Raw genomic sequence first — 15,345 nt, 5'->3', positions numbered from 1 at the left:
GGTACTACAACATAATACATGCAACCTGACATACCTCAATATCACACTGACGAATATCCGACGTATAACCCAGTTACAACCGAATATTATGACGGGTATGCGGATTTATACCCTCTGACAGATAGCCCGGAATCATGGGTGTTGCTCAGTCCCATCCTGGCGGTACAAGTACTGACCCGAACGGTCCGGCATCTCCCGGAGAGTCACAGTCCGAGACGCTTCTCGGACGATGTTATGACGAAGGGATGCAACGGCTCGACGGCCCGACGATGACGACGGCCCCGATGCAGCAGATGATCAAGGGCATCGGAGGAGCGCTGATCACGGCGTTCATGGTTATCGTCGTGCTGTCGCAGGTCTACCAGCTGGACATCATCAGTTCCCAGAATGGGCCGTTCGCGAACCTCACCAGCGACTACGTCACGTATGGGACCGCGGCACTCGGTCTCATCGGCGTCGCGATCATCGTCGGTGCGGCATCGGTTGCGATGAACATGTTCGGCGGTTCCGGTGGTCGCTAAGCACCGAACACGCCGTCCCATCTCCTGATCCTCGATGAAAAACACGGTCTACGTTCTGGCAGTCCTCGTGCTATTCGGCGTCATCGCAGTGCCAACACTCAGCACTGCCTTCGCCGAGGCTCCCGAAACGACCGAGACCGTCGACAACGAGACGGTCGCGATCTCGACGTCCTCCTGGACGGAAGTGTCCGAGGCGGACGCGACGACATCGTTCTACGATAACGAGACCGTCTACTACAACGGATCGACCGTTAGCGAATCCGAGTACGAGTGGTTGACCGATAACGGGTCGATACGGGCCGACGAAAACGGCTCGCTCGCGAACGCGTCGAACATCGATATCACGTACTCTCTCGACCGAGACACGGAGTTCACCGCACTCGGACAGTCCGTATTTGAGGTGGTGTTGTGGGTCATCGCGGCCCTTGTGATACCCGTCGCGGGAGGTGTTCTCATCGGAGCGTTCGGATTGCTCGGAGGTGGGGCAGGTGGTCGATAGAGACAGCTATGCAAATCATACAATACGGCCTCGTGTTCGCGCTGGCCTGCGGGTCGTCGTATCTGGCGCTGTACCAGTACGACGTCCACGTCGAGCCGCCGCTCTTGGTGAGCGTTCTCGCGTGGGGAGTTCTCGTCCCGGCGAGCGCGAACGTCGAGGTTGCGTCTGAGGGTGCGCGGGTCGCGTTCAGTTCTCAGCCCGCACAGGGCATTGCCCTGTTTATGGCGCTGATTTCCGCCTTCGCCCTCGTTGGAGCAGTGTTCGGCAAATACCCTACGTCAGAGATGACTCCAGACGATGACACAACCTAACCGACCGTCGCCGGAGGAAGAATCCCAACTCCGGCAAGAGGAACAGACGCAGGCACAGGCCGCCCGGCTCGGTGCCGATGAAGCGGCCGAAAACAGCCCGATGGCGAACATGGACCCGGAGGACTTCCTCGACTCCCTTCGGGACCCGGACATCACGTCGCCCGAGTTTTCGGAGATCGAGGACGTGCTCGGGCCGTATCTGTCGGGTCAGCACGTTACAACCTATCACGACCCGGACGACCGAGAGAAGCTGGAGCTCCTGAACATGGCGCTGACCAAGCGCGTGATCAAGGAGCGAAACCACGGACGGCTCTGCACGGGGCCGTTCCTCGAGGTCGCGCAGCGCGTCGACGGACGCGACGACAAGTCGGTCAAACAGAAGTGGACCGACGACGAGCGCGCCGCGATCCGGACGTCGCTGATGGAGGTCCGGACGGCGATGCAGTACCTGGGAATCAACCACACCGGCCTCTCGAAGACGGCGGACACGCATATCGAGACCCAGATGCGGCGGGTCGACGACAGCGAGTCCCAGAGCCGTCTCGGGAAGGCTCAAAAGCGGTTCTTCGGATAACTCATGAGTATACCAGATCAGTACGATGCGTGCCAGTCCCTCGACGAGGATCGACTCGTCGAGCAGAAAAAAGAGATAGAGGATGAGGTCCTCGCGCAGTACGACGAGGTTGACGACCGGGAACAGGTGTCCGTCTGGCAGGAAGGAGAGTACCTGTACGCGGAACTGCGCGATGAGGCGAAAGCGCTTGTTGAAGACGAACAGGATGTGAAACAGCCGGACGAGATCGAAGACGCCGACGAGACGAACTACGACGACCTCGCCAGAGACGTGGAGGACTCGGGGAGTTCGCTTCGGGCTCTCGGCACCGGAGTCAAGAAACTCGTCACGGCGCCGGTGTACAAAGTCCTGCGCTACATCCCGAAGTCGGGTAACATCGCCGACGGGATGATCAAGGGCGGGATGAACATGAAGCGGAAAGTCACGGGCGCTGACGCGCTCGTGATGGCCGCGTACGGGGACCGTCAGGTCTACCCCCGCGCCGCTCGCTGGAACTCCGAAGAAACGGAGTACCAGACACTGAACGGTGAAAGCTACAGTGCCGCCGGCGAAGGCCACTCGCCGTACCAGATGTTCGGCCAGGTGCCGGTCGTCTGGACGCTCCGCGAGAGCGCCGAGGTGTTCGAGCCAGTCCAGGCCTATCTCGCCGCCGAGCGCGATCTCGGCCGCTACGCCGAGCGTCCGATGGCCGACGGCGGGAAAGACGTTCTCGTCGACGCACAAGCGCCGGGCGGCGCAGATGGCCTCGTTCTCAGCTGGGAGAAGGCGTTCGAGATGCACTACCAGAAGATCACCCAGGAGGACCTCGAGGAGCAGAACGACCTCGGTCGGATGGCCGAGATGGACGACGGCGGGAATAAGTTCGCGTTCTACCTGATCGGCGCGGTGGTCCTCGGCGTCGCGCTGACGCTGGCGATCCTGTTCGCGATGAACAAGTTCATCGCCGGTGGCGGCGGCGGTGGGGGTGGCTCCGAGATCTCCCTCATGCTGGACTCGCTCCGCTGGAGTAGTCTCCTGACGGGGGGTCTGTAATGGCGAACCAGACCGCGCCCGGTACCGGCAGTGGCGGGGACGACCCCGACGAAGAGACGGTCGACGTTTCCGACGAGGCCGATACGAGTACGTCGACTGGAGACGGGGCCAGTTCACAAGCCAACACGCCTGGAGATGGCTCTCCGGGAGGGCACGTCCGTGACCCGGGCACTGCCGGGACGACAGAAGACAGCGTCGGCGATTCGTCGAGCGGCGGTAGTGAGACTGACGGCTCGTCAAGTGGGTCCAGTAACTCTGGCGGGTCGCCCGACACACCGACGACCGGCGGTGGCGAACCACAACCGGGCGTGAACGTCCCGGCGGACTACGATCCAGATGCGCAGCACGAGCCACGGCAGGGCGTCGAGGCGGGCGACGGCGACGTAGCCCAACAGGCGAGCGAGCTTGAACAGCAAGTCCTGGAACAGTCGAACAGGCTCGACGACCCGTCACAGGTCGCCGTCCGTCGCGAGGATGATCAGCTGGTAGCGGAGCGGACGATGACGGGCGACCAGGTCGTGGAGATGGAGCGTCGGAAGGAAGTCAAGGAGGAGGTCGCGGCAGGGAACGATTCCCTCGACCCGGAGGACCTGACCGTCTCTCGCGAGGACGGTCAGTATAACGTCGACGTTCGCGAATCCTCGCAGCGCGACCTCGTAGCAGAGCAGGTCGAGGAACAGAACCTGAACCTCGACCGCGGAGAGGATTACCAGATCGAACAGACCGACGAAGGATACCAGATCGCGCTGACTGACCAAGGCGAGCGCGAGCAGATCCGCCACCAGGTCGCGAGCCAGCGCGAGGGCGTCGATCCCGAAGATGTCACCGTGTCAGAAGCGGGCGAAGGGATGGCCTCACAGGCAGGTGGTGACCGGCGGCTTCTCGACGAGGCCGGATCGGAGGCAGACACCCTAATGGTGGACCAGTACGAGGTCGAGGTCTCCACTGGCTCCGAATCCGTCGACAGTGCGGACACCAAGCCGATCTCGGCAGAGGACGCGATAGAGACAGGTCCGGAGACTCCGACTCAAAGCACTCGGACGGACATTGCCGCGCCGGGGATGGCAACTGACGAGGGCCTGCTGGCCGACCAGCGGAACGAACTCAACCCGAACGCGAACCTCGGCGAAGACGTCGAGGATGTCGGCGATATCGATATATCGATCAACGACCGGTCCCTCGAATCAGTGCTGAACGAGGGATCCGAACGATGGGATGACGCCTCGGCCTACGTCGGCGACCGAGCGGGAGATGCGGCCCAAGTTGTCGACCAGGCCGGCCAGACAGATGTTCCAATTGCGGATACGTCCGCGTACGATGCAGCCGGCGTCGAAACCAACAATCGAGGGGCAGGACCGGTCGAGAGCGGCACCGAGGCAGTCGTTTCCGGCGTCGGGCGGAGCGTAAATCCGTACGCTATCGGGTCGGCAACGAAGGAAGTGGCAGAAGCTGGCGCGTACGTCGGGAGTGCGGCCGTGTCTGTCAATCCTGGCGAAACTATCGATCGAACGAATACCGTCGTCAATCAGGGGGCCGTCGCCGCAGGCCTCGCTGGTCGGTATGCCGCGAACAACCCAGTCGAGACGGGAGGAACAGTGGTCGGCGGTGTACTGACAGGGACGGCAGCAAGTAGCGCTGTCCGACGTGCCTCTGGAACGGGACAACGGGCACGTGCAGCGAGTTCGCGAGCCCGACAAGAGCTGAGTCAGAGATCTCGTGCGGCGGGGAGCCGTGTTCGGCAGGAGTTCGGTCAGCGAACTCAATCGGCGAGAGCGCGAGTCAAATCTGAGTTCGGACGGGCCAGGGAGCTATCTGGCGATACACGGGCACAAGCGAATTTCAAGCGGAAGCGGCGAAGCGAGACGGAGTCGAAATCCGAAGTCACGAAAACGATATCTCGCGACCATCCCGAAGCAGACCCATCGGATCCAACCCCCGAAGAATGGGCTCGACAGAAGTTCGAGGGAGACAGTAGCCAAACGACAGGATCCTCAAACCAACAGGGTCTCGACGAGGAGATCCGGGTTCAAATGGGGGAGGATCAGCGAGCACGGACTGTCGAGGACGAGCTACCGCCGAAAGATACGTACCCGAGCGAAGAGGCCTATCAGCGGGAACTCGACCTCCTGAAGGAACGCCGCCGGTCGGAGCAATCGACCAAAAGCCTGGCGGAGACCGAGACGCGCACTCGGCAGAAAACCCGCGTGGCAGAGAAGACTCGCGCAACGGGTGCGACAGGAGGACGTCCGACTGAAACACTCGCCGCGACCGCGGCTGTTCGGCCTGATACGTCGACTGACGAGCGCTCCGCTCTCGCACAGACGACACCGGACGAGGAGCTGACGACCACCAGAACCGATTTCGAGGAGGACCAGCGCGGGCTCTACGCCACACAGGGACAGGCAACCCGAGAACGACCTGATACGCGAATTCGGACGGAGACACTGACTGACACTCGGGGAACGTTCGATACGACGGCTACGTCGTTACTCGATGCGGAAAGCGCCCTGACTGCGACCAGAACCGGAACACGAACCGCAACCAGAACAACGACGAGGTCAGGGAGTTCGTCGAACCGGCGACTCCCTCGTCCGGATCCGGACCCGAACGGCGACTTCGGAGGTGGGGGTGGCTCAATCGAGTCCGCGGACGTCCGGTGGGACACCAAGTTCGCTGACGCGGACGACCTCGCCGAAGACGTCTTCGGGAGGTGGTAGCCGATGGCGACCTTCGAGAGCTACGTAATCGCCGCGCTCACCTGGGCCGTCTGGATGATCTGCTACGCCATCCTGAGCGAGATCTTCCGCGTGATGCTCCCGATAGCGGAAGACCTCGGAGGCAACACGGTCGGCGAACCGATCGGCTGGCTCTGGTCGATCATCGACCACTGGGCGCTGATCGGTCTCATCGGCGTGTTCATCTCGATGCTGGCGGTCGGCATCCTCGAGAACCGGAGGCCACTCACATGAGCCATATCTGGCGCGCCGTCATGGCGTCGGTGTACTTGCTGATGGCCGGCATCTACGTGCTGTTCATCGCGGGAGCGGTCCCGGAGATCTGGGGCCTGATGCTGTCGATGGACTCGGTGAAAAACGGTCCGTTCTGGGAAATCGCGAAGCAACTGAAATGGGTCGGGACCTACCTGGTCCCGGCGATACTGATCCTCACGCCGATCGTGTACTGGATCGTCGGCGGCGTCCAGGAGGAACGAAATCGGAGGCAGTTCCCACGATGACGCGGAACCGGTCCAGAAAACGACTGGCAATTGCGTTAGTGTTGGTACTGATCGGTAGCGGATTTTCTGCAATTCCTCTCGCAGCAGGGGATACCGCTAACGCAACAATGTCGACTACTCAAACTGAAACGGAATACTGGATATCGGGGTCGGACGATGGCACGCTTAAGAAGTTGGACAGTACTGGAACTGTAGTCTGGTCGCGAGACCTCGGCTCGCCCGTCCGCGGGACGACAACAGATCCGAACGGCAATGTCTATGCCCTTACGGAATCGGGTGACCTGTTCCAATACGATAGCAATGGAAATCAACAGTGGAGCCAGCCAATCGGAGGAGCCGGTTTCGGTGTAGAGTATCACGACGACCGACTTTACACAATCACGGTCAAATCCGGGTTTACCGTTAAGGAGTTCACAACAGGGGGCTCCGAAAACTGGAATTTCAGTCGAGGATCAAACGGAGCGTTCGGACAGTCGATCGATGTTGGACCGAACGGATATGTCTACGCTGCGGGTGGCAAGGATGGAGCATATGTTCTGAATAACTCGGGAAGCGAAATTTATTCACATCTATATCGATCTGACGCGGTCACCACTAACGGATCTCATTACTGGTTTGGAGACTCAGACAACAATGCAGTCCACGGATATCAGAGGAGTAACGGCACTCAGTTTACTAATTTTAGTGTCTCATATGTTGCTTACGGGATGGGGTATGCTCCAGACGATACCCTCAGAGTCACAATGGCAAACGGCGGGTCTCTTGAAACGTATGAGCCAGACGGAACTTTACTCAATAGCGTAGATAATGGAGATCTCGACGTGGCGATCTCGCCAAATAACGAGATGATCGTCGGAGACAGGTCCAGCAATAATGGACCCCGTGTCTATGATAGCAGTCTCAGTTTGATGTTTAACGCATCCGTTCATAGCGACGATGTCTGGACGGTATCATATGTGCGTCGTCCGTCAGGCTCACAAATTGACGGACAAGTGACCGATAACGCAGGGGACCCGATCGAGAGCGCGGAAGTCGACGCGTATGATAGCAATGGAGAGTTAATCGCTCAGACGACAACGGATTCGAACGGTCAATACTCGCTCAGCCTTGAGGATGGCGAGTATGAGATCGAAGCTCGAGCGTCGGGATACTCCGCAAATACGACGACTGTCACTGTCGCTGGGAGCGACATCACTGGTGTCGATTTTACTCTCCAGGGCTACCTCCTTGAGGGGACCGTCACAGACCGAACTGGTGAGCCGATCGCCGATGCCTCGGTCACGATCATCAACGAAAGCACGGGCGACACCGTCGAGAGACTTGTTACTGATAGCAGCGGACAGTACGAGTACCAACTCACTGAGAACGGAACCTATCGTGTGCGAGCGGTCCACGACAACGTTCAGGCGAACAAAACAGTCAACTACACGACGCCGGGCGAGACGGTCAACCTTCAGCTCGACAAGTATTACGCGAGCGGCGATGTCACCGTCGTGAACGCCTCCGGCGAACTGATCGATAATCAATCGATCTCGCTCGATTTCAGCTCGACAGAGTCGGATTACGAAACAAGCTGGGGAATGAGTGACGGGTACGCTAAACTCGACGATGCATTTGACGATGCCTCCCACCCGAACAACGAGACCTACGAGCTAACGGTCTCTACGTCCGGCTACCGCAATCGGACGGTGATGATCAACGACACGAAAGGGAGCTTCACGGTCACCCTCAACGACGAGAACTCATCGCATTGGTCCCAGGAGGTCAACCTCATCGACCACACGGGACTGTTCGATCTGTCTGAGAGCTATCTCATCGTCGAGGCGTCCGATAGTGACTCTTCCAGCTGGGAGGTCGTCGACGGGACACACTTCGGACTCGACGAGCCGACCATCCAGATTCGCGAGGGCGAGACGTATCGGCTCTACGTCCAGAACGAAAACGGGGACCGAGCGACCGCTGGCGAATTGGTCCCCGAGGACTGGTCCGACGACCCGGATCACATCGTGACGGTGACCGTCGGGTCGGAGGATAGCGACAATCCCGTCGACCGGAACGAGGGTGACGATGACGACGACACGGTCCATTTCGACAACCCGCCGATAGCGGACTTCGAGGTGTCGACGGACAATCCGATCGTCGGTGAAGAGGTTGCTCTCAACGGCACGCTGTCGCGAGACCTCGAGAGCGGCGTCCAGAGTTACCGCTGGTACGTCGACGGCGAGCAAGTCGCAACCGGAGCGACTCCCACCTGGACGCCGAGCAATAACGGAGTCCACGAGGTCACCCTCGAGGTCGAAGACGACCAGGGACAGACCGACTCCGAGTCGAAGTCCGTGTTCGTGGGTGCGAACGATATGTTCACGCTGTACATCCGCGACCAGGCGAACCCGGAGGAGCTGATCAACGGAACGAACGTCACCGTCTCGGTGACGTTCTACGCCGGCAACGAGACGATCACGCGAACAACTTCGGATGGCTCAATCGATCTGACTGGCCTGCCTGCCGACGAGACCCTGGTCGCGACGGCACGGGCCGACGGGTGGCAGAACCGCCGGATCCTCATCCGGGACATCACCCGCCAGCAGAGCATCTATCTGTTTCGAGACAACACCTCAGCAGCAGAGGTAACGTTCCTCCTGGAGGACAAGACTGGCAACTTCCCGTCGACGTCCTCGCAGCTCATCATCCAGCGGTCGATGAACTACTCCGGGACCAGCGGGTCGGAGTGGCAGACGGTCCTGGGAGACTACTTCGCGGCCGACCAGTCGTTTACTGCGACGCTGGAAACCGGGCAACGCTACCGACTCATCATCCGGAACGACGAAGGCGACCAGCGCGTTCTGGGAAGCTATATCGCCGAGGAATCAGAGACGACGACGCTGACCATCGGGACGATCGTCTGGGACCCAGGGGATGACGAGAACGTCCAGTTTGATGCCAGGTTACGTCAAGACGAGGACCAACTGCGCCTCGAGTACAATGACTCTGCTCAGACCGACCGCCTGGAGATCACCGTGTATGAGCGCGGGAACGAGTCGAACGTTATCTACGAGACGACGGAGCACAATATCGGCGAGTACGTCGAGACGCTCCCGTTGACGGACAACGAGTCCGACATGAATCTCGTTGTCGAGGTCTACGGAAACCGGAGCGGGGAGGACTTCAACTTGACAGTGCAACTCGGCGAAGTCCCCGAGCAACCCCTCCCGATAGATTCGAGATGGCTCTCGCTGATGGGGCAGGTTCTCATCGTCGCCACGACGGGACTCGTCGCCGGCGTCCTGCATCGCACCGGCGGTATCATCGTCGTCTCGATGGCGTTCGTGCTATCGTGGTTCGGCTGGGTTGTCATCCATCCCGCGGCCTTGGGATTCGCCGGGTTCCTCGCCCTGTTTTCGGCGGTCAAACCGCTGGGGGGTGGGTAAGATGGGGATGAGAGCTGTGACGATTCTCATCGTCATCCTCTGTCTGAACACGTCCGCAGTCGTCATGGACCTCTCCGGGATGAACGACGTTGTCGGAGTCTCCCCCGACACGGGACTCTCTGACGAGGTCCAGGAGTTCGACCGGTCCGATGGTGAACTCGAGAGCGCCGGGAGCGGAATCGGCGACTATCTCGGGTTCACCGTCGCCGCAGTCGGCTACTTCGTCGACTCGTTCATTCTGTTAGGAGCGACCAAGTCAGCGTTCATCACCGTCGGGTTCCCAAGATGGATGGTCTGGCCGGTGATGAACCTGGTCATCAGACCGATCTACACACTCGCAGCGATCCAACTCATCCGCGGGGTGGTCGTCGAATGAACCAGTCCGAACCGATGCGGAAGCTCGTCGAGGGCGATTGGTTTGATCTGCTGTTCGACTCGGTCGTCCAGTCACTCGGCGAGGGGACGTTCGCGATGTTCGTCGTCGGTATCATCGTGATCCCGATCTACTCGCGAACGGGAGACGCATCGCTCCCGGCGATATTGCTGACGCTGTTCGCCGGGACGTTGATCCCGATGCTTCCGGGCGGCCTTTCCCGAGTCGCCTGGGGAGTGTTCTGGATCGCCGGAGCAATCGCAGTTCTTGGACTGATCCAGAGGTTCCGATGAACTGGCGCGCTGAACTTCGCGATGTCGTCGAGATGCTGTTCCTCGCGGGCATCTTCGTCCGGAACGCGTCGACGCAACTCGGCTTCTTCTGGATATCTGGGAATCATCCAGAGTGCCGAGATACGACGGTCCTGCGGGCGGCTCCTGCCTGCGAGTTGACGCGCATCGAGCCTTGGGCCGTCGTCATCGTCCATCTCTCCTCGACAATGATCGCGTTAGCTATCCCGGTGCTGGGATATGTAATGGAGACCTCGTTCGCAGGGTTCCCGACGGTTCTGGGTGGAGTTGCGTGGACGTACCTCGCGGTGAACTGGCTGTTCGTCCTTGCGTTCGATCCGCTCGTGCTGGCGCTCCGTGGCCCGGAGACTCCGAGCGACATGGATCGAGAGGTGTCGGCGGCATGAGTCTCCTCGGTCTGCTTGGGACGCTCCTGACGCCGGCAGAGCCGTTACACGAAGTCACGCACGCGCTGTTTGCCCGTCCGTTCGCGTCGACATCGTTCGAGTGGGACGGCGCGAGCGCACAGACACGTATCGACTGGGAGCGGGGAACGCCGGTGGTCTGGGTTCGCGTGACTCATCTCGCGCCGACGATCGTCGGTGTGGCGATGGGGTTGCTCAGTGTTCCGTTCCTGCCGCTTCTTGCTGGAGCGGTCAGGAGTCTGGGTGTCGCGGTGGCTCGGCTACTCGGCGCTCCCTCGGCCGCCTCGGAACTGTCTCTGCTTATCGCGGTCTGCCTGCTCGTGAACTGGATCGTGTACGCGTACCCGTCGCGAGGCGACCGGAATCCCTTCAACGACGCTGACGAACAGTCATAGCATCAGATCATTTCTGGGAGTAGTTCCGTGGACGGTTTAGAATCTCACAGGGCAGTTTATCCCTGCGGGAGATCCTCCGTTTCCAGTGTTTCATGTGGATCAGGTGGAGCTGTAGCGGTGCGGTGGTTCTTATTCTATTGTGCCCTTAGGCACACTCCCTAAGGGGTCCCCGCCCAATCTCCGGAACATACCATATAGATGATACAGGATCGCAACCCAAAATCTGGCGGTCGAAATCATCGTCGGACTATCTGACTTGTCCTCAAAGCAGAATTACTCAAGTAGGGTTGCAAAACAGAGGGATCAGAGTAGTGTTGCCACTCGGACGTCGTGCGCTACCGGGTGGGGTTACCCAGGATGCGCACGACACCGCCGGCGAAGGTGAACGGCGAGACCTCGGTCCGGCGGCCCTCGCTGAGACTGTGCCACGTCAGCTCTGACTCCAGGACCGTCTCGACGACGTGCGAGCCGGTCGCCCGAGCAGCGTCGAGACCCTGGCGGAGGATCCTCTGGACATCGTACTTCGACATCTTCCCGGCGGTGATCTCCAGTTCCAGGCCATCACGTTTCTCCCCGCCCGTGACGCCGTACTTCCGCATCCAGCGGGCGAACGGGGTGTCCTCCGTCTTCAGGACATCCATCTCGTCGACGACGTCGGAGAGACTTCGGTCGACGTACTTCACCGCTCGCTCGACGCTCTCGAACAGCTGCTGGACCTTCGTCCGGACGACATCGTCCTCGAGGCCAACCTTGCTCCCCATCTTCGCCAGCACGGACTCGAAGCGCTGGACCGCACGCGAGACCGTGGACGTCGACGTGTCGGAGCGTACAGCAGCCTCCTCGTAGGTCAGCATCCCGCCGTCGGCGAATGCACGCAGGACGTCTCGCTCGGCGTCCGTCGCGTCGGGTCGGTTAAAGTGCTGGGTCGCGATGTCGCCCTCGATCTCTTCGAGAGCGTCGAACGGACACTCGTGCAGCGCCACCTCGCGCTCGTCTTCCGTCACGTCCCAGTACTGGTCCGGGACGTAGTGGTCAGGATTCGCCCGCGTGTCCAGGCCAGCCCAGTGAAGGGCGTTCACGAGGTTCTCATCGAGTTCTCGCTGGAGGTCCCGGACGTCGAAGACGCCGTCCTCTTCAGCGGTCCAGGGGATCGTCCCGCGCTCGCTGTATTCCGTCGAGTACTGGACCTCGAGCTTCGGGTGGTCGGTAACGCGCTGAGGAACCTTGTTCGGGTCCTGCATGTGGTAGGACTTGATGAGGGTCGCGATCTCGCGGGTGCGTCCCGCCATCAGCTTCTCCCAGGTCATCTCGTCCATCGCGACGGCGTTGCGATGGCCCTGTATCTCGACGTTGTCCCAGACGTACTCACCGCGTCCGCCAGATTGCCGTCCGAAGCGGGCGAGTTGGTCGAGTAGACCGTCGACGTTCGTGATCTTCTCCTCGGAGATCTCCCGCTTCGTGCGCACGTACTGCGCGAGGTTGTAGCAGCGGCTCCACGGGTGGATCTGGTCGTCGCCGAAGTAGTCCGTATTCACGTCGAGGTGTTCGGCGACCGTCCGGAGGAGTTCGAGGACCTCGTCAGGATCGAGGTTCGCGCTGTCGACCTGCACGCGGACGCCCTCGGGAAGGTCGTCCGGAAGGCTCTGAATGGGGTCTCCCGTGTCGACGTGCATCGGATCGGGAAGCGAGGGACGGAACTGAAAGTTCGCGTACCGCCGCTCGACGTCGTCCTCCTGGACCACCTTGATCTGGTACTCGTTGTTGGCCTCGAAGGAATCCTCGAGGCGAGCGGCAATCTTCCCCTCCCAGTACTTGCACCCGGAGGAGTCACTCTCTGGACCGTCGTCCTTGTACCAGAACGTCCAGTCCTCGTCGTCGAACTCGAAGAGATCGACGCGCTGGTTGATCACGTCGTCGAAGGCGTTCGCGACCGCGAAGAACGGCGAGAGTCCGTGATCCTCGTCGGCGAACAGGACGTGTGCGCCGAGTTCGTGCGTCCCCGGCCGGATAGTCGGGATCGTCTCCTCCGGCTTCCAGCGAGAGTGTCGCCGGCGTTCGGAACACTCGTGCGATCGCTCGGCGGTGAGCGTCTCGAACTCCTCTTCGCACCAACGACAGGCAGCGAAGACGTCGGGACGGTCGCCGACATAGTTCGGATCGCCAGCGTCGGGATCGGAGGTCCCGGACTGCTGGGCCGCGGCCTCGAAGATGGTCGCGTCCTGCTCATCGAGATCGGTCACGACCGTAGCACCTCCCGGCCGCGGAGTTTCGATACGCGGCCGTTCCGAACCTCCCAGACGTTCACCGGCGTCCACTCGGTCGGGACAGTAGCGTCCTCGTCGCCCTTCGCTTGGTGCTCGATGTCGACGCCGTGCTCGTAGACGAACAGCATGACGCGGTGGTAGACCGTCGCTCGCCGCCGGTCGTGGGCAGTGTACGGACGCTCCTGCCACTCGGCGATCTTCCGTTCGCTCACGCGCCGTCACCTCCCGAGGCGAAGGGGAGAACGTCGTTAGCGACGAGTTCGAGGAACTCGGGCGTCTCCAGGTCGGGCTCGTAGACCTCAACGTAGCCAGAGCCAGCGAGGTAGATGGAGCGCTCAGGGTCGTCCGTCATGGAATCACCACCCAGCCGCTGAACTCCTCGTTTTGCTCGAACCAGTCCCGAAGCGTGCCGGGAACATGGCCGTAGACGCTGTATACCACCGGGAATGCCGCGTCCCATTCGTAGCCGATGAAGTTCACGCGCTCGTCGGGGAACGCCAAGAGATCGGCCTGAAGCGCGTAGTCGTGGAACCAGTCCGCCGACGGGTCACACTTCGACAGCGCGACGACCGTCTCGGCTTGGCACTCGACAGCCTTGCGAAGCCACGGGCCGGGGTCACTGAACGGGTGGTTCAGCCAGACAGTCCCGTATTCGTCCCACGAACGGGACAAACCGCCGTTCTCGCGGATGTTCTCGGCGGCAAGATTCGACGACTGCGAAGCGCACGGGTCGAGGTCGAAGCCACTGAGGATCTCGGAGATGTCCGAGACGTATTCAAGCGGTGTATTCGCCTTGTCCGACCCTTCCACGAGGTCGCCGACGAGCTGGGCCTGACCGGCACCCTCTCGACGCTCAGCACCGCCCGTACACGTACCACTCTCGTCGCTCATACGACACCACCGCCGATAACGAGCAACCAGGCGAGGTTGTTCGCGACGGCTATCGCGTGGAGAACGGTCCCGACTCCTAACGCGTACAGTCGAACGATCCGATCACCCGCCCATACCACGATCGCGGCGACGGCGGCCAGCGCCACGCCCTTCGCGACGATCATGCCGACAACCCCGCCGGCGTCGACGGCCGCTCTGATGATGGGATTGAGTTCTATTCCGCCGACGGCCAGTCCGAGCGTAGTCGTCCCAAGATCGATCGCGATCAGTGCGACCAGTCCAGTCCACAGACCGAACTCGGTCTTCGCGAGGCCGTCGTCGAGCGTGACGCCGACGCTGGCCTCAGTCATCGCGACCACCCCCCGTAACCACTCGGAGCAACTGGCGTGCGTTCCGCGTCGGGACGACGACGCTCTCGGCGTCGGTGAGGTCAGCAGCGGCGGTGAGGTGGCGGTCGACTTCCTCGAGGCGCTGTTCGCGATGGCCGTCGACGAAGCCAGCGTTGACGAGGCCTGAATGGGCGAGCGAGAGATGCGCGTCGAGGCGGTCACTGGTGTCGACCAGCGGTGACGAGGCTTCCTGGACGAGTTCGAGTGCATCCCCGAGGATCTCGTGTCCGCCGTCGGGGACGATCTCCTCGTCGTCGGCACTGTCGTCGGATTCGTCAGTCTCGGTGTCGGTGGCCCAACCGTAGTCAGTGTCGACGCGCTCGGCTTGGCGCTGTTCTCGGTCGCAGTCCCGACAGAGGCGTCGCGACGTGCGGCGTCCGCAGCGGTTGCACCCCATCAGTTCTCGCCTCCGTTGTGGTCGTCCGCGAGCGGAGAGAGACCGAGGTCCTCCGGGTTCAGTTCGTCGAGGTCGCGGTAGTACTGGCGCTCGTCACCCTCGTGGATATCGTGTTGGATTAGGAGGCGGCGGAGGTGGCGGTCGCTCGCGTCGAACTCGTCGAAGACATCCCTCAGAGTTCCGTCGTGGCGCTCGTACGCCTCGCGGAGTTTCTCAGGATCGCGGTAGTCCTTGGCGGTTTCGACGCTCACGCCGACCACCCCGAGTTTTGCGGAGCGGTGGCTGTTTGAGGAGGGACAAAACCGGCAGAACGTGCCGGTT

The 15,345-nt window shown here is 61.2% G+C and carries 20 protein-coding genes; 13 read left to right on the top strand and 7 right to left on the bottom strand.

Translation table 11 applies throughout. From position 1 onward, the window contains the following. The first annotated feature begins 134 nt into the window (after positions 1-134). Genes SM753_RS04940 through SM753_RS04880 form a run of 13 tightly spaced genes read left to right on the top strand, consistent with a single transcriptional unit; the run spans position 135 to position 11,083 of the window. A complete protein-coding gene (locus SM753_RS04940; RefSeq protein WP_323190753.1) occupies positions 135-521 on the top strand; it encodes a hypothetical protein in 387 nt (128 codons plus the stop codon). Between the two features lie 34 nt (positions 522-555). Beyond that, a complete protein-coding gene (locus SM753_RS04935) occupies positions 556-1,020 on the top strand; it encodes a hypothetical protein (protein ID WP_138798011.1) in 465 nt (154 codons plus the stop codon). 8 nt (positions 1,021-1,028) lie between these two features. Then, positions 1,029-1,331 (top strand): hypothetical protein, encoded by a 303-nt coding sequence (locus tag SM753_RS04930; RefSeq protein ID WP_138798010.1) that lies wholly within the window; start codon positions 1,029-1,031, stop codon positions 1,329-1,331. Then, positions 1,318-1,905 carry a hypothetical protein gene (locus tag SM753_RS04925; protein ID WP_138798009.1) on the top strand — a complete coding sequence of 196 codons (588 nt, stop codon included), beginning with the start codon at positions 1,318-1,320 and terminating at the stop codon, positions 1,903-1,905. Before SM753_RS04930 ends, SM753_RS04925 begins: the two co-directional genes overlap by 14 nt. 3 nt (positions 1,906-1,908) lie before the next feature. Next, the gene (locus SM753_RS04920; RefSeq protein ID WP_323190752.1) at positions 1,909-2,937 is read left to right on the top strand and encodes a hypothetical protein; all 1,029 of its coding nucleotides are present in this window, start codon (positions 1,909-1,911) and stop codon (positions 2,935-2,937) included. Beyond that, complete coding sequence (locus SM753_RS04915) at positions 2,937-5,654, top strand: hypothetical protein (RefSeq protein ID WP_323190751.1); 2,718 nt, start codon at positions 2,937-2,939, stop codon at positions 5,652-5,654. The genes SM753_RS04920 and SM753_RS04915 overlap by 1 nt, the downstream gene beginning before the upstream one ends. A gap of 3 nt (positions 5,655-5,657) precedes the next feature. Further along, the gene (locus SM753_RS04910) at positions 5,658-5,906 is read left to right on the top strand and encodes a hypothetical protein (RefSeq protein ID WP_138798006.1); all 249 of its coding nucleotides are present in this window, start codon (positions 5,658-5,660) and stop codon (positions 5,904-5,906) included. Continuing rightward, positions 5,903-6,172 (top strand): hypothetical protein, encoded by a 270-nt coding sequence (locus SM753_RS04905; RefSeq protein ID WP_323190750.1) that lies wholly within the window; start codon positions 5,903-5,905, stop codon positions 6,170-6,172. The genes SM753_RS04910 and SM753_RS04905 overlap by 4 nt, the downstream gene beginning before the upstream one ends. Next, positions 6,064-9,600, top strand: a complete 3,537-nt coding sequence (locus SM753_RS04900) for a carboxypeptidase regulatory-like domain-containing protein (protein WP_323190749.1) — start codon at positions 6,064-6,066, stop codon at positions 9,598-9,600. Before SM753_RS04905 ends, SM753_RS04900 begins: the two co-directional genes overlap by 109 nt. 1 nt (position 9,601) lies before the next feature. Beyond that, on the top strand, positions 9,602-9,976 hold the full coding sequence (locus SM753_RS04895; protein ID WP_323190748.1) for a hypothetical protein: 375 nt from the start codon (positions 9,602-9,604) through the stop codon (positions 9,974-9,976). Further along, positions 9,973-10,266: a hypothetical protein gene (locus SM753_RS04890; RefSeq protein WP_138798002.1), complete on the top strand. Its 294-nt coding sequence runs from the start codon at positions 9,973-9,975 to the stop codon at positions 10,264-10,266. The genes SM753_RS04895 and SM753_RS04890 overlap by 4 nt, the downstream gene beginning before the upstream one ends. Next, the gene (locus tag SM753_RS04885; RefSeq protein ID WP_323190747.1) at positions 10,263-10,670 is read left to right on the top strand and encodes a hypothetical protein; all 408 of its coding nucleotides are present in this window, start codon (positions 10,263-10,265) and stop codon (positions 10,668-10,670) included. Before SM753_RS04890 ends, SM753_RS04885 begins: the two co-directional genes overlap by 4 nt. Next, positions 10,667-11,083, top strand: a complete 417-nt coding sequence (locus SM753_RS04880) for a hypothetical protein (protein WP_138798000.1) — start codon at positions 10,667-10,669, stop codon at positions 11,081-11,083. Before SM753_RS04885 ends, SM753_RS04880 begins: the two co-directional genes overlap by 4 nt. 335 nt (positions 11,084-11,418) lie before the next feature. Here the strand turns inward: SM753_RS04880 and SM753_RS04875 are convergent, their stop codons facing one another. Genes SM753_RS04875 through SM753_RS04845 form a run of 7 tightly spaced genes read right to left on the bottom strand, consistent with a single transcriptional unit; the run spans position 11,419 to position 15,275 of the window. Continuing rightward, positions 11,419-13,323, bottom strand: coding sequence for a hypothetical protein (locus tag SM753_RS04875; protein ID WP_323190746.1), 1,905 nt, complete (start codon positions 13,321-13,323; stop codon positions 11,419-11,421). Further along, complete coding sequence (locus tag SM753_RS04870; protein WP_323190745.1) at positions 13,320-13,559, bottom strand: hypothetical protein; 240 nt, start codon at positions 13,557-13,559, stop codon at positions 13,320-13,322. The genes SM753_RS04875 and SM753_RS04870 overlap by 4 nt, the downstream gene beginning before the upstream one ends. Next, entirely contained in the window at positions 13,556-13,699 is a 144-nt protein-coding gene (locus SM753_RS04865; protein WP_323190744.1) for a hypothetical protein, read from the bottom strand. Before SM753_RS04865 ends, SM753_RS04870 begins: the two co-directional genes overlap by 4 nt. Then, positions 13,696-14,238: a DNA N-6-adenine-methyltransferase gene (locus tag SM753_RS04860; RefSeq protein WP_323190743.1), complete on the bottom strand. Its 543-nt coding sequence runs from the start codon at positions 14,236-14,238 to the stop codon at positions 13,696-13,698. The genes SM753_RS04865 and SM753_RS04860 overlap by 4 nt, the downstream gene beginning before the upstream one ends. Beyond that, positions 14,235-14,588 carry a DUF5658 family protein gene (locus tag SM753_RS04855; protein WP_323190742.1) on the bottom strand — a complete coding sequence of 118 codons (354 nt, stop codon included), beginning with the start codon at positions 14,586-14,588 and terminating at the stop codon, positions 14,235-14,237. The genes SM753_RS04860 and SM753_RS04855 overlap by 4 nt, the downstream gene beginning before the upstream one ends. After that, the gene (locus SM753_RS04850) at positions 14,581-15,024 is read right to left on the bottom strand and encodes a hypothetical protein (RefSeq protein WP_323190741.1); all 444 of its coding nucleotides are present in this window, start codon (positions 15,022-15,024) and stop codon (positions 14,581-14,583) included. Before SM753_RS04850 ends, SM753_RS04855 begins: the two co-directional genes overlap by 8 nt. After that, a complete protein-coding gene (locus SM753_RS04845; protein WP_138797993.1) occupies positions 15,024-15,275 on the bottom strand; it encodes a hypothetical protein in 252 nt (83 codons plus the stop codon). Before SM753_RS04845 ends, SM753_RS04850 begins: the two co-directional genes overlap by 1 nt. Positions 15,276-15,345: the final 70 nt, after the last annotated feature.

Origin of the sequence: Halostella sp. PRR32, from assembly GCF_034808085.1 — an archaeon.
In the GTDB taxonomy this organism is placed as follows: Archaea; Halobacteriota; Halobacteria; order Halobacteriales; family Natronoarchaeaceae; genus Halostella; species Halostella pelagica.
This window is presented reverse-complemented; position numbering and strand designations above follow the sequence as displayed.